Consider the following 17,109-nt stretch of genomic DNA (forward strand, 5'->3'; position numbering starts at 1 on the left):
GTTGTGCGCCTCGTCATCGCTTCCTGCCAGGTCGACTACGTCGGCCGGCTGACCGCCCATCTGCCGCGCGCGACCCGGCTGATCCTCGTCAAGGCCGACGGCTCGGTGTCCATCCACAACGACGACCGGGCCTACAAGCCGCTCAACTGGATGAGTCCGCCCTGCAAGCTCCTCGAGCAGCCCGGCGAGGACGGCGAGCCGGACCGCTGGACGGTCACCGGCAAGGACGGCGGGCAGCTCATCATCACCCTCGAAGAGGTCCTGCACGACTCCTCCCACGAACTCGGCGCCGACCCCGGGCTGCAGAAGGACGGTGTGGAGGCGCACCTGCAGGAGCTCCTCGCCGAGCACCCGGGGACCCTGGGCGAAGGGTTGAGCCTCGTCCGCCGCGAGTATCCGACCGCGATCGGTCCGGTCGACCTGTTGTGTCGGGACGCCGCGGGCGCGGCGGTCGCGGTCGAGATCAAGCGGCGCGGAGAGATCGACGGCGTCGAGCAGCTCACGCGCTATCTCGAACTCCTCAACCGCGACCCGCTCCTCGCACCGGTCCGCGGCATGTTCGCCGCCCAGGAGATCAAGCCCCAGGCGCGGGTCCTGGCGGGCGACCGTGGCATCGAGTGCGTGATGGTCGACTACAACGCGCTTCGCGGGCTCGACGACCCGTCGATGCGGCTGTTCTGATCGCCGGTCTCCTCGGTCGCCTCAGCCGGGCCGGTCTGTCGGGAGCGGTAGACACCGGGAGGTACGCCGAACCGCTCGCGGAACACCCGGCTGAAGTGGAACGCGCTCACGAAGCCCGACGCGGCGGCCACCCGCCCAACGGGTAGGTCCGTCGCCTCCAGCAGCCGCGCGGCGTGCCGCATGCGGGCCTCGCGGAGCGCCCGCATCGGTGTCCGACCGGTCTGCGCCGAGAACAGGTGGGCCAGCCTGGACGGTGAGAGCGCGACCTGGTCCGCCAGCGAGGCCACCGTGTGGGGTGCCGCCGGGTCGGCCGCGAGCAGGGCCTCGATCCGACGGATCCGCGGGTCGACGTCCGCGCCCGTTCGCCGGGCCGACGCCTCCGCAGCTCGCGCGTCGTCGGCGGTGTCCCTGACCGCGGCCGTCGCGAGCAGCACCACCTCCTCGACGCGGCCGAGCGCGAGCTCGCGTGCGGTGGTCCCGGCGGCGACGGCGGGCACGACCTCCCACGCGTCCGCACCGACGGCCTCGGGCAGCGGCCCCTGACCAGACCACCGGGCGTCGGCGTGCAGGCGCCGGAACGCCTCGTCCAGGCGGTCCCACACGACGTTCGGAACGCCTGCCACGCGGTAGAGCCGGCCGCCCACCTGGTGCGGTCGAAGCCAGGCCTGCCAGGCGGGACGCGTCTGACAGTGCACCCACCAGAACGACCAGTGGTCGGCCTCGGCGGCGACCGCGTAGTCGTGCGGCACACCCGGGCCCAGCGCGACCAGGTCGCCTGGTCGCGCCCGGACGTCGACGTCGCCCTGTCGGAACCGGCCGCTCCCGGCCACGGTCCAGGTCAGCAGCCAGCTCGGCGCGCCACGCGCGCGGTGGACGACGTAGCCCGGCCGGACGTCGAACCGCGCGGCGAGCAGCAGTTCAGCGGGCGGTGCGGGGGTACCTTCCGCCCCGTCGGTCTCCTCGACATGGTCTCCGGTAGCAGGATCGGGCAGGTCCTCAGCGGTCACGGGCATCCCCTCCCGGCCGGTCGCGCCCTAGCGTCTTTACCAAGGATCTTCTCAGGATGTATCCGCGGACGACCGTATCGAGGAGGCGCTCAGCAATGACGAACGTCCATGCCCCCGCGACCGCCGTGACCGTCGTGGACCCCGCGGCCGCGCGCGGGCCGGGGAGCGAGCCGGACACCGACCCGGCCCGACAGTTCGCCGAGGACGGCTACGCCATCTTCCGGTCGCTCTTCGCACCGGAGGAGGTCGCGGAGATCCGCGCGGAGTTCATGGCGATGCACGCCCGGGGTCCCGTGCCCGGCCACTTCGAACCCAGGCCGGACGTCCCGGGCGAACCAGTCGACGTCCTCCACTCCTACCCGCGCGTCATGCACCCGCACGTCTTCAACGACCTGGCCCGGCGCTACCTGCTCGACGCCAGGCTGCGGTCGATCCTCGAACGCCTGCTGGGTGAACAGCCCCTCGCCGCGCAGAGCATGTTCTACTTCAAGCCGCCTGGCGCACGCGGGCAGGCGCTCCACCAGGACAACTTCTACCTGCGCGTCGAGCCGGGCACCTGCGTGGCGGCGTGGGTCGCCTGTGACGTGATCGACCGGGCCAACGGCGGGCTCGAGGTCGTGCCGGGCACGCACCTGATGGACGTGTTCTGCCCCGAGGACGCCGACCCCGACGTGTCGTTCACCCGCGAGTACGTCCCACCGCCCCCCGGTCTCGCACCGGTTCCGGTCGACATGGAGCCGGGCGACGTGCTGTTCTTCAACGGCAGCCTGGTGCACGGCTCGGGTCCGAACGCGACGACCGACCGGTTCCGGCGTTCGTTCATCTGCCACTACGTCGGCCAACGATCGTGTGAGCGGATCTCACCGTGGTACAAGACGCTCACCATGGACGGCGACCCGGTGCGGGTGCCCGAGAGCGTCGGCGGTGGCCCCTGTGGCACCGAGACCGACGTCGCCGGTCCCCACTAGGGCGGGGTCGGACGGATCGTGGTCGGGTGCTGAGCGGGTCCGTCCGCGCGTGCCACCCGGTCCAGTGTTGGTGACTCACGGGACTTGAAGCCGGTCGGGCGCCGTCTGCATGATCGGGGTCATGGCCAGCGACGCGAGCACCCCACCGAACGAGGCCACCGGCGCCGCCTCCCTCACCGGGCGGGGGCGGCGGGTCCTCGTCATCGGCGCCGGCGTGATCGGCCTGACCTGCGCCGTGTCGCTGGCGAAGGACGGATACGACGTCCATGTCCTCGCCCGCGACCTGCCCGGGGAGACCACCTCCGCCGTGGCGGCCGCGATCTGGTTCCCCTACCAGGCGCTGCCGCAGGACCGCGTCACGGCATGGGCGGCGACGTCGTACGCCGCCTTCACCCGGCTGGCACACGACCACCCGGAGTCCGGCGTCCGGGTCCGGACCGGCCGCGAACTCGTCCGCACCCCCACTTCCCCGCCATGGTGGGCCGACGCGGTGCCGGACCTTCGTACGGTGACCTCCGCGCCGCCCGGTTACACCGGCGGGTGGGAGTTCGACGCGCCGGTCGTGGACATGGGCGTCTACCTCCCCTTCCTGGTCGACCGGCTCACCGCGCTCGGCGGCACGCTGACCCGGCAGGCGCTGCCCGGCCTGCCGAACACCGCTCCCATCGTCGTGAACTGCTCCGGCCTGGCCTCCCGCCATCTCGCGGGTGACCTGACGCTCACGCCGGTCCGCGGCCAGGTCTGCGTCCTCGACCAGGTCGGCATCTCGGAATGGTGGATCGACGACACCGACCCGGACCGACCGCTCTACGTCGTCCCCCGCCTCGACGAGATCGTGGTCGGCGGGACCTCCGAGCCCGGCGACTGGGACACCCACCCCCGTCCGGAGACCGCTCGGGAGATCCTCGCGGCCGCCACCGAGCTGGTGCCCGCGCTGGCCGGCGCCCGGGTCCGGCGACACCGGGTCGGGCTCCGGCCCAGGCGACCGAGCGTGCGGCTCGAGCCCGAGATCCGCGACCCTGGCCGGGTGGTGGTGCATTGTTACGGGCATGGGGGCGCGGGCGTGACGTTGTCGTGGGGCTGCGCCGCCGAGGTGGTGGAAGTCGTCCGCGCCCACACATCGTGATCGCGTCCGGCTCGCCGCCCGGCTACCGTAACGGCAACACCGTGCCGAACGGCGCAGGCGAAGTGAGGAGCGACCGTGGACGAAGCCGACGGACGGCCCGAAGCCGAACGGCCCGAAGCCGACCGACCCGCGACCCGCGCCTCCGACAGTGAACGCGATCAGGTGGTCGAGCTGCTCTCCGAGCACGCCGCGGTCGGCCGCCTCACCCTCGCCGAGCTGGAGGAGCGCATCCAGCAGGCCTACAACGCCAGGACCCACGCCGAGCTCGCGATCCTGACCCGTGACCTCCCCGACCACCAGGCCCAGCCGAAGGTCCGGCGCAAGGTCACCCGATGGTTCGTCGCGATCATGGGCGGCTCCACCCGCCGCGGCCGGTTCCGGCTCAGCGGCAGCGTCATGTCCATCGCGGTGATGGGCGGCGACACCATCGACCTGCGCGACGCCGAGGTCGACGGTGACGAGGTGGTGATCAACGCCTTCGCCCTGATGGGCGGCACCGACATCTACGTCCCCGACAGCATCGAGCTCGTCGTCGAGGGGTTCGCGCTGATGGGTGGCAACGACGAGCGGGGAAGCCGCCGTCCTGCCCGCGCCGGCGCACCGGTGATCCGGATCCGGGCCTACTCCCTGATGGGCGGCATCGACGTGTGGCGGCTGCCCTCGGAGAGCCGTGGCAAGCCGTTGAAGGAGGCGAAGCGGGCCGCGAAGAGGCTCGAACGCGAGTCCGACGGCTGAACACCGAGCCGTCCGGGCCGCGGGAGCCGGCCGCTCAGTTCGGGCGTAGCTGGACGTGCACGTCGACGGCCCGGAAGCCGAGCGCGCCGTAGAGACCGTGCAGGCTGGCGACCGCGCAGAGCCACACCGCACGCGGCTCCAGGCCGAGGGCATACCGTGCCGCCGCGGCCGAGATCGCTCGTCCGATCCCCCGTCCCCGACACTCCGCGACGACCGTCACGGCGGAGATGTACGCCGTACCCACGACCTCCCGGACCTGGGCGCACGCGACCGGAACCCCGTCGAGCCGCCCGACCAGCAGGTGGTGGTCGGGTGCGGCCAGCACCGCCGGTGACACCAGCGGGGCGAGCTCGGCGCCGTAGACGGCGAGGAACTCCTCCGCGCTCGCCGGCGTTCCGACCGCGAGCCCGGCCGGATGCGCTGCGGTGCGCGCCTGCGCGGCACTACCGAGGACGAGGACCGGAAGCTCGAGCCACGGGGCCAGGCTCCGGTCGCCGAAGACGCCCAGCCGTGCATAGCGTTCGCGGGTCGTCACCACCCACTGGTCGGGGCCGCGGTGAGCGTGGCCGGAGAGCCAGTCGATGGCCTGGTCGAGCCCGGCTGGATGCGGTGGAACCATTGCCTTCGCCTGGGTCGCCCAGGGCTGGTCGATCGGATAGCTCACGCACGGGATGCCACCGACCACCGCGGCTGATCCGGGCGCGCCGGAGGGGAGCTCGACAACAGCCGCCGCCCGTGCCAGCAGATCGGCGACGTCGGTCATCGGAGCACCGCGCGGGGCCGGAACGCCGGTGGGCCAGGACGCGACCACGACCAGGGACGCCTTGATCTGGGCACGGCGTCACCTTAGCGATCACCGTCCGCGGAGTCCGCCGGTTTTTCGGCTGCCGGGCAACCTGTCCGGGCCAGGCCGCGGGGCCGGCGCGCGGACGCTCAGCCGATGCGTTCGTCGACGAAGCACCAGCGCCATTCCTCGCCGGGCTCGAAGGAGCGCATCACCGGGTGGCCCACCGCGTTGTAGTGTCCCGTCGCGTGCTTCAGCGGCGAGGAGTCGCAGCAGCCGACGTGGCCACAGGACAGGCACAGACGCAGGTGCACCCAGTCGTCGCGACCCTCCGCAAGGCAGTCCTCGCATCCCTCGGTGGTGCTCGCCTCGACCTGGGCGGGTGCCTCCGCGAGGTGAAGGCAGGCTTGGTTGGTCATATCTCCTCCTCCAGTCGTCCGCGCGCGAGCATCAACTCCTCCAGGTCCAACTCCAGCTCCACCTGGCGCAGCACCTCTTCTGGAATCCGTCCCACGTCGCGGGCTTTGACGAAGACGTGCCGCTCGGCCGAAATCATGCTCAGCCGAAGTCGACGGAACGCCTCCGTCGGTGGTTCGTGGTGTGGATCGCCCAGTCGCTCCCACACCTGGTTGGCGCGGTCCTCCGCCCAACTGCGCAGGCGTTCGACCACGTACTCCGGTGCGTTCCCCCGCTCGTGTTCCAGACACCGGTGCGCCGCGCGGAGCGCCTCCTGGCGTATCTCCGCCTCGGCGAGCAGGTCTGCCCGCGGGTCGTCGCTGCGCAGCCGCAGCGCCCGGACGAGCCGCGGCAGGGTGAGCCCCTGGCCGACGAGCGTCACGTTGATGATGACGAACGCGATCCAGACCAGCAGGTCCCGCCCGGGGAACGTGAGCGGGAGGCTGAACGCCGCGGCCAGCGACACGACTCCGCGCATCCCGGCCCACGAGACGACCACGACGTTCGCGATGGGCGCCGGCAACCGACCCGTGCTCCCGCGTAGCAACGCGGGCAGGTAGGCGCCGGGGAAGACCCAGACGAAGCGTCCTATCACCACGGCGCCGGCCACGGCCGCCGTCGCCGCCACCACGAGCGGCCAGTCGAACGACAACTCCTCGACGATGCCACGCATCTGCAGCCCGACCAACAGGAACAGCGTGCCCTCCAACAGGAACTGCGCCACCCGCCACACCGCGTCGACCTGCAACCTCGCGTCCGGGCCCACCAGGCCGGGCCGGCGGTGGCCGAGGTAGAGGCCGCAGGTGACGACCGCGACCACGCCGGAGGCTCCGATGTAGTTGGCCGGCACGAACGCCAGGAACGGTGTGAGCAGCGAGATCGTGTTGTCGAGCAGCGGGTCGTTGGTGCGCCGGTGCAGGAAGGCGGCGAGTAAGGCAACCGCCCCGCCGATCAACAGGCCACCGAGCACCGCGACGGCGAGTTCCCGGCCGGCGTGGCCCCACGAGACCGCGAGTCCGGTGGCGGCGGCGACCGCGATGCGCAGGGTCACCAGTGCGGTCGCGTCGTTGACCAGGCTCTCCCCCTCCAGGATCGTCACCACCTGGCGGGGCAGCCGCAGCCGCCGGGCGACCGCCGTCGCGGACACCGCGTCAGGGGGCGCGACCACCGCACCGAGGGCGAACGCCGCGGCCAACGGGATCTGCGGGACGACCGCGTGCAGCACCAGGCCCACCAGGGCGGCGATGAACAGGACGTGCCCGAACGCCAGCAGGCTGATCGACCCGAGATTGCTGCGGAACGCGGGCACCGAGGTCCGCACGGCGGCGATGTAGAGCAGCAGCGGCAGGATGCCCTCGAGGACGAGGTCGGGATCGAGCCGTATCTGCGGCCAGCCCGGAACGAAGGACAAGATGATCCCGAAGACGACCAGCAGGATCGGGGCGAGGAACCCGATCCGGCGAGCCAGACCAGAGACCAGTCCGACGACGGCCAGCAGAAGGACCCCGTCGAGCAGGTGTTCGGTCACCCCCGAAGGTTAACGACGCTGCCGAGCCCCGCCCGGACAGGGCACCGTGCGGCGCCCGGTCGTGGCGGGATCAGCGCTCTCTGTTGTCGTAGTCGTAGAAACCGCGACCGGACTTACGACCCAGCTCCCCCGCCTCGACCATCCGGGTGAGGAGTTCGGGTGGGAAGAACTTCGGATCGGCGGTTTCGTCCCAGATGTTCTCGGTCGCGTGGCGGAGTACGTCGACGCCGGTCAGGTCCGTCGTGGCGAGCGGGCCCATCGCGTGGCCGAAGCCCAGCTTGCAGGCGGTGTCGATGTCCTCTGCCGAGGCGACGCCGTTCTCCACCAGCCGAACAGCCTCCACGACGAGTGCGGAGATGAGCCGCGTCGTCACGAATCCGGCGATGTCGCGATTGACGACGACACAGGTCTTGCCCACCGACTCGGCGAACTCCCGGGCCCGATCGAGGGTCGCGTCGGTGGTCCGGTGGCCGCGTACCACCTCACACAGCCGCATCATCGGGACCGGCGAGAAGAAGTGCGTGCCCACCACCGACTCCGGCCGGCTGGTGGCCGCGGCGATCCTGGTGATGGGTATCGCCGAGGTGTTGGTCGCGAGGACGGCCCCGTCGGGGCAGATCCGGTCCAGCTCGGCGAACACCTCGCGCTTGAGGTCGAGGCGTTCGAACACCGCCTCCACCACGATGTCGGCGCCCGCGACGGCCTCCAGGTCGGTCGTCGTGGTGATCCGGCCCAGCGTGGCCTCGACCGCCTCCGCCGGCACCTGTCCCTTGCGGGCGAACGTCTCCAGCGAACGGCGGATGCCGTCCATCCCACGCTTGAGCGCGTCGTCGGTGATGTCACGCAGGACCACCTGCCAACCAGCGGTCGCGGCGACCTGGGCGATCCCGGATCCCATCAATCCGGAACCAACGACGGCGACCGTGCGACTAATGAGTTCGGTCATGGGGGCACCCTACGAGAAGAAGGGCCGGCCATTACGGTGTGTCGTGCTCAGCGTGCGATTTGCGTCGTACGTGGTGGTTTCCGGAAGGGAGACACGTGACGATGGACACGATGGTGGTGTCGGGCGGAACGCCGTTGGCCGGCGAGATCGTCGTTCGAGGCGCCAAGAACCTCGTACCCAAGGCGATGGTCGCTGCGGTGCTGGGAGACCAGCCATCGACGCTGTCCAACGTCCCCCGGATCAGCGACGTGCAGATCGTTCGCAACCTGCTCGACCTGCACGGCGTCACCGTCCGCGACATCGACGGGAGCCCGGACTCCTTCGTGCTGGACCCCTCCCGAGTCGAGCAGGCGGCGGTCACCGACATCGAGGTGCACGCCGGGTCCAGCCGGATTCCGATCCTGCTGTGTGGTCCGCTGCTGCACCGGCTCGGGCACGCGTTCATTCCCGACCTCGGCGGCTGCAAGATCGGCGACCGGCCCATCAACTTCCACCTCGACGCGCTGCGCCAGTTCGGCGCCGTCGTCGACAAGTCTCCCGAAGGCCTGCACATCACCGCCCCGAAGGGGCTCACCGGCACCCAGATCGAGCTGCCCTACCCGAGCGTCGGCAGCACCGAGCAGGTCCTCCTCACCGCCGTCCGCGCCGAGGGCGTGACCGAACTCCGCAACGCCGCCGTCGAACCGGAGATCATCGACCTCATCTGCGTCCTGCAGAAGATGGGCGCGATCATCAACCTCGACACCGACCGGATCATCCGCATCACCGGCGTCGAACGCCTCGGCGGCTACATCCACGAGGCGCTGCCAGACCGGATCGAGTCCGCCTCCTGGGCCTGTGCGGCCCTCGCCACCGGCGGGGAGGTCTTCGTCCGCAACGCCCGCCAGGTCGACCTGATGACGTTCCTCAACGTCTTCCGCCGGGTCGGCGGGGAGTTCCTGGTGACCCACGAGGGCATCAGGTTCTGGCACCCGGGCGGGAAGCTCAACGCGCTCGCTCTGGAGACCGACGTCCACCCCGGCTTCATGACCGACTGGCAGCAGCCACTCGTGGTCGCGCTGACCCAGGCGACCGGCCTGTCGATCGTGCACGAGACCGTCTATGAGAACCGCCTCGGCTTCACCGACGCCCTGGTCCGCCTCGGTGCGCACATCCAGTCCTTCACCGACTGCCTTGGTGCGACTCCGTGCCGGTTCGGCCGCCGCAACTACACCCACTCGGCGGTGATCTCCGGACCGTCGTCGCTGCACGGCGCCGACCTCACGGTTCCGGACCTGCGCGGCGGCTTCTCCTACATGATCGCGGCGCTCGCGGCCCAGGGACGCTCGACCCTGCGCGGGATCGACATCTTCGCCCGGGGCTACGAGAACTTCCTGGAGAAGCTCGACGGGCTCGGTGCGCAGGTCGTCGACGTACGCGGCTGAACCGTACGCGGCGGAACCCTACGCGGCGGGCGCGCAGGCCCGCCGCGGACGGGACCCGACCGGGACGTTCTAGCCCACCGCCATGTCGTCCGGCTCGCGAAGGACCTGGGCGCCGAGCCCCTGGAGGACCCCGACGAGGTTGGGGTAGCCGCGATCCAGGTGATGGACGCCGGAGACCAGGGTCTCTCCGTCGGCGACCAGGCCGGCCAACAACAGCCCGGCCCCGGCGCGGATGTCCGTCGCCTCGACCGGTGCGCCGGACAGCATCCGCCGGCCCCGGATCACGGCGTGGTGGCCGTCGGTGCGAACGTCGGCGCCGAGGCGGGCCAACTCCTGCACGAACCGGAAGCGGCCGTCGAAGAGGTTCTCGGTCACCATCGAGGTGCCCTCGCTGACCGCGGCGAGCGCGACCATCATCGCCTGCAGGTCGGTCGGGAACCCGGGGTAGGGCAGGGTCACGATGTTGACGGCCTGGGGCCGACCGTCCATCCGGACCGTGAAATGGTCTGGCCCGGCCTCGACGGAAGCGCCGGCGCGGGCCAACTTGTCCAGCACGACGTCGAGATGGTCGGCCCGGGCGTTGCGCAGCGTCACCGCGCCACCGGTGACGGCAGCCCCGATGGCCCACGTCCCGGCCACCATCCGGTCGGGGACGACCCGGTGCTCGACCGACTGCAGGTCGGCCGGTCCCTCGATCTCCAGCGTGGACGTACCGATCCCGCCGATCTTGGCGCCCATCCGGGTGAGCATCTCGGCGATGTCCACGATCTCCGGCTCGCGGGCGGCGTTGTCGATCAGTGTCGTTCCGCGGGCGAGCGTCGCGGCGAGCAGGAGGTTCTCGGTCGCCCCGACGCTCGGGAAGTCGAGCAGGATGGTGGTGCCGTGCAGGCCGTACGGCGCCTCCGCCACGACGAAGCCGTGTTCGATCCCGATCTCGGCACCCATCTGGGCCAGGCCGGTGACGTGCATGCCGAGCCCGCGGGACCCGATGCTGTCGCCGCCGGGCAGCGCCACCTTGGCCCGGTGGCAGCGCGCCAGCAGCGGACCGAGCACGGTGATCGACGCGCGGAGCCGGCGTACGAGGTCGTAGTCGGCCTCGTGGTGGATGGTCTCCGGGACGTCGATGGTCAGCTTGCCGCCGCCCTCCGGGGTGAGCGAACAGCCCAGCCGTTCGAGCAGGTCGCCCATGAACCGGACGTCCAGAATGTCGGGTACGTCGTAGAGGACGGTACGACCCTGCGCGAGCAGCGCCGCCGCCATCAACTTCAGCACGCTGTTCTTCGCACCGGCGACGCTGACCTCGCCGGTGAGTCGGTTGCCACCCTGGATTCTCAGCCGTTCCACCCCCGCATGGTATGGGCCCGACCCCGTGACCATCCCGACACTCCGACATCCCGTCCCCGGGCCACCCGGGAAGGGTGACCTCGAATCGCACCCGATCGGGCGTCGGACCAGGCCTGTCACCGAGGCAGGCCGGCGATGATGGCCGTGCCACGCCGGACACGCCCTAGGCTTCGGACATGGTCAACCTCACTCGGATCTACACACGGGCCGGGGACGACGGGGAGACCCGGCTCGTCGACAACAGCCGGGTCGGCAAGACCGACCTGCGGCTCACGGCCTACGCCGACGTCGACGAGGCCAACGCCAGCATCGGCCTGGTTCTCGCGTTCGGTGACCTGTCCGAGGAGGTCGCGAGCGTCCTGCTCGACGTCCAGAACGACCTCTTCGACGTGGGCGCCGACCTCGGCAACCCGGTGGGCCCGCACGACGCCGACCGGCCGGTCCTGCGGATCACCCCCGCCTACGTCGATCAGCTCGAGGCACGCTGCGACGAGTTCAACGACCGGCTGGAGCCGCTGCGTTCGTTCGTGCTTCCCGGTGGTTCGCGTGGCGCGGCGCTGCTCCACCAGGCGCGGACCGTCGTACGCCGCGCCGAGCGCTCGGCCTGGGCGGCGCACGAGGTGCACGCGGAGACGATGAACGTCGTTGCCGTGAAGTACCTCAACCGGCTCTCCGACCTGCTGTTCATCCTCGCCCGGGTCGCGAACCTCGGTCAGGGCGACGTCCTCTGGCGGCCGGGCCGGACCCAGACCGGCTGAGCCCGGCCGAGAGCTGAGCCCGGTCAGGAGACCTTGAGCCGGCTCGCGACGTCTCGGAGGTGGTCCAGCAGCCGGCCCACCGGCGCCGGTCCCGGGCGACCGGCGAGGGTGACGGCGAAGACCCGGCGTACCGGCGCGTCGGCGTGGTGGAGGCGCAGCAACCTGATGTCGGGTGGGGCCGTTCGAAGCGCGAGCGCGGGTACCAACGCGACCCCGAGCCCGGCCGCGACACACCCGAGCTTCCCGGTCCACTCGGCGGCGACGATGTCGATGCGTGGGTTGAAGCCGGGTGGGAGGCTGGCCCGCATCAGCGTCTCCTCGGCGGTGACGGACCCGACGACGAAGGGCTCGTCGGCCAGGTCGGTGAGGCGTACGGTGCGTCGTGTCGCCAGCCGGTGGCCGCGCGGGACGGCGACCAGCAGTCGCTCGTCCAGCAGGTGGTGCAGCTCGTACCGCGTGGCATCGATCGGGCGGTCGGGTGGGGCGCTGACCACGACGACGTCGGCGTCACCCATCCGCAACCGGTCCAGAAGCTCCGGGCTCCTCCCCTCGACGAGCGACAGGGCGAGTTCTGGGTACTCCGTGCGGCACGCGGCGAGCGCCCGCGGCACCAGCGCGGCGACCGCGGTGGGGAAGGCTCCGACGCGCAGCCGTCCACCGCCAAGACCGCGGGTCGCGGCGAGTTCGGCTCGGGCCGTCGCCAGTCGATCCAGCACCGCCTCGACGTGTGGGAGCAGGCTCTCGCCCTCGCGGGTCAGCGCGACCCCGCGAGCAAGCCGCTCGAACAGCTGGGCACCGGTCTGCGTCTCGAGGGCGGCGACCTGTCGTGACACCGCCGACTGGGTGTAGCCCAGGGCCTGGGCGGCACCGGTGATCGAGCCGTGGCGGGCGACCGTACGGAAGACCTCGAGCGATTCCAGCTGCACGAAGCCATGCTAGATGCGCATGCGAGGTATGCGAAACATTCGCTGGTGGCATCGGTCCGTCGCGCCTAGCGTTGCAACGCGATTGGCCCTCGGCCTGCTGCCGACCACCGGCATCCCGCTCCAGGAGGCACCTGTGCAACGAGTCCTTGACAACCCGGCGAACGTGTCAGCGCCCTTCGGCGACCGCTTCGCGCACGTCGCGCGCGTGGACCTGGAGGGTGGTGCGTTGCTGATGCTCTCCGGGCAGGTCGCGGTTGACGACAGCGGTGAGGTCGTCGCGCCCGGCGACATCACGGTGCAGTCCGAGCGGAGCGGGTCTTCGCGATCATCGGCGACATCCTGGCCGCGCACGGCGCGACGTTCGCCGACGTCGTGCACCTCCGTACGTTCATGACCAACCTCGACGATCTGCCCGCGTACGGCGTCTCGCGCCGCGGTCTCTTCGACGGCACGCCGCCCCCGGCGAGCACGACCGTGGAGGTGAGCCGGCTGTTCCTGCCCGGTGCGGTGCTGGAGGTGGAGGTAACGGCGGTAGTCGCCGAGCGTGGATGATAAATCAGGAGAAAATGGATATTCCATGCCGTTCAGGTCTCGTCACCGGTGTTCTCGACCGCTAAGTTGATCTCTCGCGGTTGATCTCTCGCGCCGATCGCGGCACTCCAGCCTGGCCTCGGTCACGACGGCCGTGTGCCGCGACCCGAGCCCTGCGAAAGGGGAGGAATGGACGGCAGGCGGTCACAGTCGACCCCCCACCGGGCCTCCGCACCGTCTCAGCCATCTCGACCATCCGGTCGACGCATCGGCTCCGAGGAGTCCACCTGGGCCCGCCCACCGGCGACGCCGGAGATCCTCGACCACGGCCCCGACCACTCCAGCGGCTGGCATGCGTCGCGACCTGACAACTCCGCCTTGCGGCGCGGGCCGGCTGTCCCTGCTCGTCACACGACGCGCCCAGGAAACCGGCGCCGGAGTGCTCCCCCGGCAGGCCCGCTGTTCCGCCGACGCTGGGTCGGCCATCTGGTCGTCCTGGTGCCACTGGCCATCGCCGCCAGTTCGTTGGCGAGTCTGGACGCGACAGGCCATGGTCCGGCCCGGTAGTTTCCAGAGGGCTACCAGGTGGCACTCGGGATCGATCAGCGCAGCGGCGACACCGCGACGCCGATCGGCAGCGAGACGCAGGATCCGGCGGTTCCCGAAGCCCCCGCACCTGACGCACCAGACGGTGGGCGAGACAGCGACGACGCGTCCACCGGTGGGCAGGAGAACGCACCGCGCCTGCCAGGGCGGCCGGGTCCGGACCCGACCGGCGGCCCGGTCCCACCCACCCCCGGTCCGGGGCAGACGCTCGGCCCCGACCAGTCGCCGCTGCCGACACCCGGCCCGAGCACCTGGCCGACCGCGGGGGCCGGTGCCCGCGCCGTGGCCGACCCGCCCGGCCCCACCCCGACCGAACCCGACCACCTCCACGCCCCCGAAGCCGTCTCCCTGGCCGACTGCCGGCGCGCCCACCCCGGGTGCACCGACGCCCGGCTCACCGGCGCCGTCACCGTCCCCGAGCGACTCGGACAGCAACGGGATCCCGCTTCCACGACTCCCGCTGCCGCTACCGCTGCCCACCGTGATCCCACTGCCGCCGCTGCTGACGGGCACACCCCTGCTGCTGCCGCAGGCGGTGCCGCACCCGCGGTCGCCGGCGTCGCCGGTCTACACCAGCGACCTGGACATCGCCTACGGAATGGGACCTCGCTGAGCGAGCCCTGCTCGACTGACCGGCGCTGCTCGACTGACGAGCGCCGGATCAGTACCGCGGAGGGTTCAGTTCACGAACGGATGCATCAGCACCGCGGCGCTCCGCATGACCCGCGGCCGAGCATCGTCAGAGGGGCGCGTGCCGACGGCCGGGAGGTGCGGCCTCGAGCCAGGCCAGGAAGCCGGTGAGTGCGTCCTCGGCCATGGCGAGTTCGAAGCCCTGGCCGGCCTGCTGGCACTCGATCACCACATGCCCGGCGTACAGGCCGAGCGCTTCGTTGGCGGCCGGATCCCGGCGAGAGTTCACGACCAGCGCATTGCGGGAAAACACCCGCCTGGGGCGAAAGCCGAAGGAGAAGACCCGAAACCACTCGACGGAATCTCCGGAGTATCGGGCGATACCAAGCGACCAACCCTTGCCACTGGCCTGCTTGTGCAGTCTGAGGCTGGAGTCGAAAGTGCCGCCGCCGCGTTGAAGCAGACGGCGGCGAAATGCCAGGCCGGCCAGACAGAAGATGACCAGGGCGAGCAACACCCCGGCGATGTCGAGAACGATCTCGATCATCGCGCGCCACCGTACGGGCGGCGTCCTATCGGAGGGCGGCCGTGGGGGGTGTGCGGCGGAACCGCTGGTTCGATCGCTGCCACACCCTCACCACACCCGGCCGTCAGGAAGCCAGCTCGACTGCGCGGATGCGCGCCTCTGCACGGCGTACGTGTTCGAGCGCCTCCTCGTCGTCGCCACCGGCGGAACGCGCCCGCTCGAGTTCGTGACGCGCCGCCTCGAGATCGATCTCGTGCGAGAGTTCAGCGTACTCCGCGAGGACCGATACCCGGTCGTTGGCGACCGAGAGGAAGCCGCCCTGGACGGCGGCCACGAAGACCTCCGACGACGGCGTTCGAACCTCGACCACGCCGTCGACCAGCAGGCCGAGGACGGGCGCGTGCCCGGGCAGGATGCCGATGTCACCATCGGACGTCCGGGCGATGACAGTCGTCGCTTCACCGGACCACACCGTGCGATCCGGCGCGACCAGCTCGACGTGCAGGGGCTCTGCCACCGTTGATCCTCCTGGCCTGAATCGTTCTCGGGAGAATACCCGCTCAGGGGTACTCGGCCCCGGCGCACCCCCCACGACCACTCAGCGCTGTGGAGGGCTGCCGGAGGTCCTCCCGGGCGAGGTGCCCGGGAGGACCCGGTTCATCACTTCCGGGTAGGTCAGAGTTCCTTCTGGATCTCTGCCCACCGACGCTCGACGTCCTCGAGGCCACCGACGAGGTAGAACGCCTGCTCGGCCACGTGGTCGTACTCGCCGTCACAGATCTTCTTGAAGGCCTCGACCGTCTCCTCCAGCGGAACGAAGGAGCCCTCGATGCCGGTGAACTGCGTGGCCGCGTAGGTGTTCTGGGACAGGAAGCGCTGCAGCTTACGAGCTCGGGCGACGGTGATCTTGTCTTCCTCAGGAAGCTCGTCGATACCGAGGATCGCGATGATGTCCTGCAGCTCACGGTTGCGCTGCAGGATCTGCTTGACGCGGACCGCCGTGTCGTAGTGCTCCTGGGAGATGTAGCGCGGGTCGAGGATCCGCGAGGTCGACGTCAGCGGGTCGACCGCGGGGTAGATCGCCTGCGCGAACAGGTCACGGGAGAGCTCGGTGGTCGCGTCGAAGTGGGTGAACGCGGTCGCCGGGGCGGGGTCGGTGTAGTCGTCCGCGGGGACGTAGACCGCCTGCATCGAGGTGATCGAGTGCCCACGGGTCGAGGTGATCCGCTCCTGCAGGATGCCCATCTCGTCGGCCAGTGTGGGCTGGTAACCCACCGCCGACGGCATCCGGCCGAGCAGGGTCGAGACCTCCGCACCCGCCTGGGTGTAACGGAAGATGTTGTCGATGAACAGCAGCACGTCCTGACGCTGCACGTCACGGAAGTACTCCGCCATCGTCAGGCCCGCGAGCGCGACCCGGAGCCGGGTGCCCGGCGGCTCGTCCATCTGGCCGTAGACCAGGGCGGTGTCCTTGATGACGCCGCTCTCGTCGAACTCGAGGATGAGGTCGTTGCCCTCACGGGTGCGCTCACCGACACCGGCGAAGACGGACGTACCACCGAAGTTACGGGCGACACGGATGATCATCTCCTGGATGAGCACCGTCTTGCCGACGCCCGCCCCACCGAACAGGCCGATCTTTCCGCCCTGGACGTAGGGCGTCAGCAGGTCGATGACCTTGATGCCGGTGACCAGCATCTCGGTCTTGCCCTCGAGCTGGTCGAACGGCGGAGCCGGCCGGTGGATCGGCCAGCGCTCGGTGATCTCCAGCTCCTCGCCGTCCTTGGCGTTCAGGCACTCGCCCACGGCGTTCCAGACGTGGCCCTTGGCGACGTCGCCGACCGGGACCGAGATCGGCCCACCGGTGTCGCGCACCTCCTGGCCACGGACGAGGCCGTCCGTCGGCTGCAGGGACACGGCCCGGACGAGGTGCTCGCCGAGGTGCTGGGCGACCTCGAGCGTCAGCGTCAGCCGCTGCTCGCCGATCGACACCTCGGTCTTGAGGGCGTTGTAGATCTCGGGGATCGCGCCGGCGGGAAACTCGACGTCGACGACCGTGCCGATCACGCGTGCGACGCGGCCGACGCCGGCAGCCGACTCCTCGGCGGTCTTCTCGCTAATCGTGGCAGTCAT

The 17,109-nt window shown here is 70.8% G+C and carries 19 protein-coding genes; 9 read left to right on the forward strand and 10 right to left on the reverse strand.

Going from position 1 to position 17,109, the window contains the following annotated elements; genetic code table 11:
- The first annotated feature begins 3 nt into the window (after nt 1–3).
- Nucleotides 4–681, forward strand: coding sequence for an endonuclease NucS (gene nucS, locus HEB94_RS40635; protein WP_192754761.1), 678 nt, complete (start codon nt 4–6; stop codon nt 679–681).
- Here nucS and HEB94_RS40640 read toward each other — a convergent pair.
- Nucleotides 633–1,688, reverse strand: coding sequence for a helix-turn-helix domain-containing protein (locus HEB94_RS40640; RefSeq protein ID WP_337918278.1), 1,056 nt, complete (start codon nt 1,686–1,688; stop codon nt 633–635). The two genes, nucS and HEB94_RS40640, sit on opposite strands and share 49 nt — an antisense overlap.
- A gap of 95 nt (nt 1,689–1,783) precedes the next feature.
- Between HEB94_RS40640 and HEB94_RS40645 the strand changes: the two genes are divergently transcribed.
- The 3 genes from HEB94_RS40645 (at nt 1,784) to HEB94_RS53935 (ending at nt 4,517) form a co-directional block, all read left to right on the forward strand.
- Complete coding sequence (locus tag HEB94_RS40645) at nt 1,784–2,656, forward strand: phytanoyl-CoA dioxygenase family protein (protein WP_192754763.1); 873 nt, start codon at nt 1,784–1,786, stop codon at nt 2,654–2,656.
- Between the two features lie 121 nt (nt 2,657–2,777).
- Nucleotides 2,778–3,782, forward strand: a complete 1,005-nt coding sequence (locus HEB94_RS40650) for an FAD-dependent oxidoreductase (RefSeq protein ID WP_192754764.1) — start codon at nt 2,778–2,780, stop codon at nt 3,780–3,782.
- Between the two features lie 75 nt (nt 3,783–3,857).
- Nucleotides 3,858–4,517, forward strand: a complete 660-nt coding sequence (locus HEB94_RS53935; protein WP_192754765.1) for a DUF1707 domain-containing protein — start codon at nt 3,858–3,860, stop codon at nt 4,515–4,517.
- A gap of 34 nt (nt 4,518–4,551) precedes the next feature.
- Here the strand turns inward: HEB94_RS53935 and HEB94_RS40660 are convergent, their stop codons facing one another.
- The 4 genes from HEB94_RS40660 to HEB94_RS40675 all read right to left on the reverse strand — a co-directional run bounded on the left by HEB94_RS40660 (nt 4,552) and on the right by HEB94_RS40675 (nt 8,231).
- On the reverse strand, nt 4,552–5,280 hold the full coding sequence (locus HEB94_RS40660; RefSeq protein WP_192754766.1) for a GNAT family N-acetyltransferase: 729 nt from the start codon (nt 5,278–5,280) through the stop codon (nt 4,552–4,554).
- 170 nt (nt 5,281–5,450) lie between these two features.
- Entirely contained in the window at nt 5,451–5,720 is a 270-nt protein-coding gene (locus HEB94_RS40665) for a UBP-type zinc finger domain-containing protein (RefSeq protein WP_192754767.1), read from the reverse strand.
- Nucleotides 5,717–7,285 (reverse strand): Na+/H+ antiporter, encoded by a 1,569-nt coding sequence (locus HEB94_RS40670; RefSeq protein ID WP_192754768.1) that lies wholly within the window; start codon nt 7,283–7,285, stop codon nt 5,717–5,719. Before HEB94_RS40670 ends, HEB94_RS40665 begins: the two co-directional genes overlap by 4 nt.
- A 70-nt stretch (nt 7,286–7,355) precedes the next feature.
- Nucleotides 7,356–8,231, reverse strand: a complete 876-nt coding sequence (locus HEB94_RS40675; protein WP_202896811.1) for a 3-hydroxyacyl-CoA dehydrogenase family protein — start codon at nt 8,229–8,231, stop codon at nt 7,356–7,358.
- 101 nt (nt 8,232–8,332) lie between these two features.
- On the opposite strand from HEB94_RS40675, the gene murA (HEB94_RS40680) reads away from it, so the two are divergent.
- On the forward strand, nt 8,333–9,655 hold the full coding sequence (murA, locus tag HEB94_RS40680; RefSeq protein ID WP_202897768.1) for a UDP-N-acetylglucosamine 1-carboxyvinyltransferase: 1,323 nt from the start codon (nt 8,333–8,335) through the stop codon (nt 9,653–9,655).
- A 69-nt stretch (nt 9,656–9,724) separates the two neighbouring features.
- Here murA (HEB94_RS40680) and murA (HEB94_RS40685) read toward each other — a convergent pair whose 3' ends face one another.
- Nucleotides 9,725–10,999: a UDP-N-acetylglucosamine 1-carboxyvinyltransferase gene (gene murA / locus HEB94_RS40685; protein ID WP_192754770.1), complete on the reverse strand. Its 1,275-nt coding sequence runs from the start codon at nt 10,997–10,999 to the stop codon at nt 9,725–9,727.
- A gap of 176 nt (nt 11,000–11,175) precedes the next feature.
- Between murA (HEB94_RS40685) and HEB94_RS40690 the strand changes: the two genes are divergently transcribed.
- A complete protein-coding gene (locus HEB94_RS40690; RefSeq protein WP_192754771.1) occupies nt 11,176–11,757 on the forward strand; it encodes a cob(I)yrinic acid a,c-diamide adenosyltransferase in 582 nt (193 codons plus the stop codon).
- Between the two features lie 23 nt (nt 11,758–11,780).
- On the opposite strand, the gene HEB94_RS40695 is transcribed toward HEB94_RS40690, so the two are convergent.
- Nucleotides 11,781–12,683: a LysR substrate-binding domain-containing protein gene (locus HEB94_RS40695; protein ID WP_192754772.1), complete on the reverse strand. Its 903-nt coding sequence runs from the start codon at nt 12,681–12,683 to the stop codon at nt 11,781–11,783.
- 133 nt (nt 12,684–12,816) lie between these two features.
- Between HEB94_RS40695 and HEB94_RS49805 the strand changes: the two genes are divergently transcribed.
- From HEB94_RS49805 to HEB94_RS53025, 3 genes are all read left to right on the forward strand, one after another.
- Nucleotides 12,817–13,077 (forward strand): hypothetical protein, encoded by a 261-nt coding sequence (locus HEB94_RS49805; RefSeq protein WP_202896813.1) that lies wholly within the window; start codon nt 12,817–12,819, stop codon nt 13,075–13,077.
- Nucleotides 13,023–13,235 carry a RidA family protein gene (locus tag HEB94_RS49810; protein WP_202897769.1) on the forward strand — a complete coding sequence of 71 codons (213 nt, stop codon included), beginning with the start codon at nt 13,023–13,025 and terminating at the stop codon, nt 13,233–13,235. Before HEB94_RS49805 ends, HEB94_RS49810 begins: the two co-directional genes overlap by 55 nt.
- Before the next feature lie 1,066 nt (nt 13,236–14,301).
- Nucleotides 14,302–14,433, forward strand: coding sequence for a hypothetical protein (locus HEB94_RS53025; RefSeq protein WP_273377228.1), 132 nt, complete (start codon nt 14,302–14,304; stop codon nt 14,431–14,433).
- Between the two features lie 126 nt (nt 14,434–14,559).
- On the opposite strand, the gene HEB94_RS40705 is transcribed toward HEB94_RS53025, so the two are convergent.
- The 3 genes from HEB94_RS40705 to atpD all read right to left on the reverse strand — a co-directional run bounded on the left by HEB94_RS40705 (nt 14,560) and on the right by atpD (nt 17,109).
- On the reverse strand, nt 14,560–14,997 hold the full coding sequence (locus tag HEB94_RS40705; RefSeq protein WP_202896814.1) for a DUF2550 domain-containing protein: 438 nt from the start codon (nt 14,995–14,997) through the stop codon (nt 14,560–14,562).
- A 103-nt stretch (nt 14,998–15,100) separates the two neighbouring features.
- Nucleotides 15,101–15,493 carry a F0F1 ATP synthase subunit epsilon gene (locus HEB94_RS40710; RefSeq protein ID WP_192754773.1) on the reverse strand — a complete coding sequence of 131 codons (393 nt, stop codon included), beginning with the start codon at nt 15,491–15,493 and terminating at the stop codon, nt 15,101–15,103.
- Nucleotides 15,494–15,651: 158 nt separating this feature from the next.
- On the reverse strand, nt 15,652–17,109 hold the full coding sequence (gene atpD / locus HEB94_RS40715; protein ID WP_192754774.1) for a F0F1 ATP synthase subunit beta: 1,458 nt from the start codon (nt 17,107–17,109) through the stop codon (nt 15,652–15,654).

This window comes from Actinopolymorpha pittospori, assembly GCF_014873875.1.
In the GTDB taxonomy this organism is placed as follows: Bacteria; Actinomycetota; Actinomycetes; order Propionibacteriales; family Actinopolymorphaceae; genus Actinopolymorpha; species Actinopolymorpha pittospori.

Coding starts and splice junctions, on each gene's coding strand:
- HEB94_RS40645 (WP_192754763.1), top strand. CDS start 1,784: ATGACGAACGTCCATGCCCCCGCGACCGCCGTGACCGTCGTGGACCCC.
- HEB94_RS40650 (WP_192754764.1), top strand. CDS start 2,778: ATGGCCAGCGACGCGAGCACCCCACCGAACGAGGCCACCGGCGCCGCC.
- HEB94_RS40660 (WP_192754766.1), bottom strand. CDS start 5,280: ATGACCGACGTCGCCGATCTGCTGGCACGGGCGGCGGCTGTTGTCGAG.
- HEB94_RS40665 (WP_192754767.1), bottom strand. CDS start 5,720: ATGACCAACCAAGCCTGCCTTCACCTCGCGGAGGCACCCGCCCAGGTC.
- HEB94_RS40675 (WP_202896811.1), bottom strand. CDS start 8,231: ATGACCGAACTCATTAGTCGCACGGTCGCCGTCGTTGGTTCCGGATTG.
- murA (WP_202897768.1), top strand. CDS start 8,333: ATGGACACGATGGTGGTGTCGGGCGGAACGCCGTTGGCCGGCGAGATC.
- HEB94_RS40690 (WP_192754771.1), top strand. CDS start 11,176: ATGGTCAACCTCACTCGGATCTACACACGGGCCGGGGACGACGGGGAG.
- HEB94_RS40705 (WP_202896814.1), bottom strand. CDS start 14,997: ATGATCGAGATCGTTCTCGACATCGCCGGGGTGTTGCTCGCCCTGGTC.
- atpD (WP_192754774.1), bottom strand. CDS start 17,109: ATGACTGCCACGATTAGCGAGAAGACCGCCGAGGAGTCGGCTGCCGGC.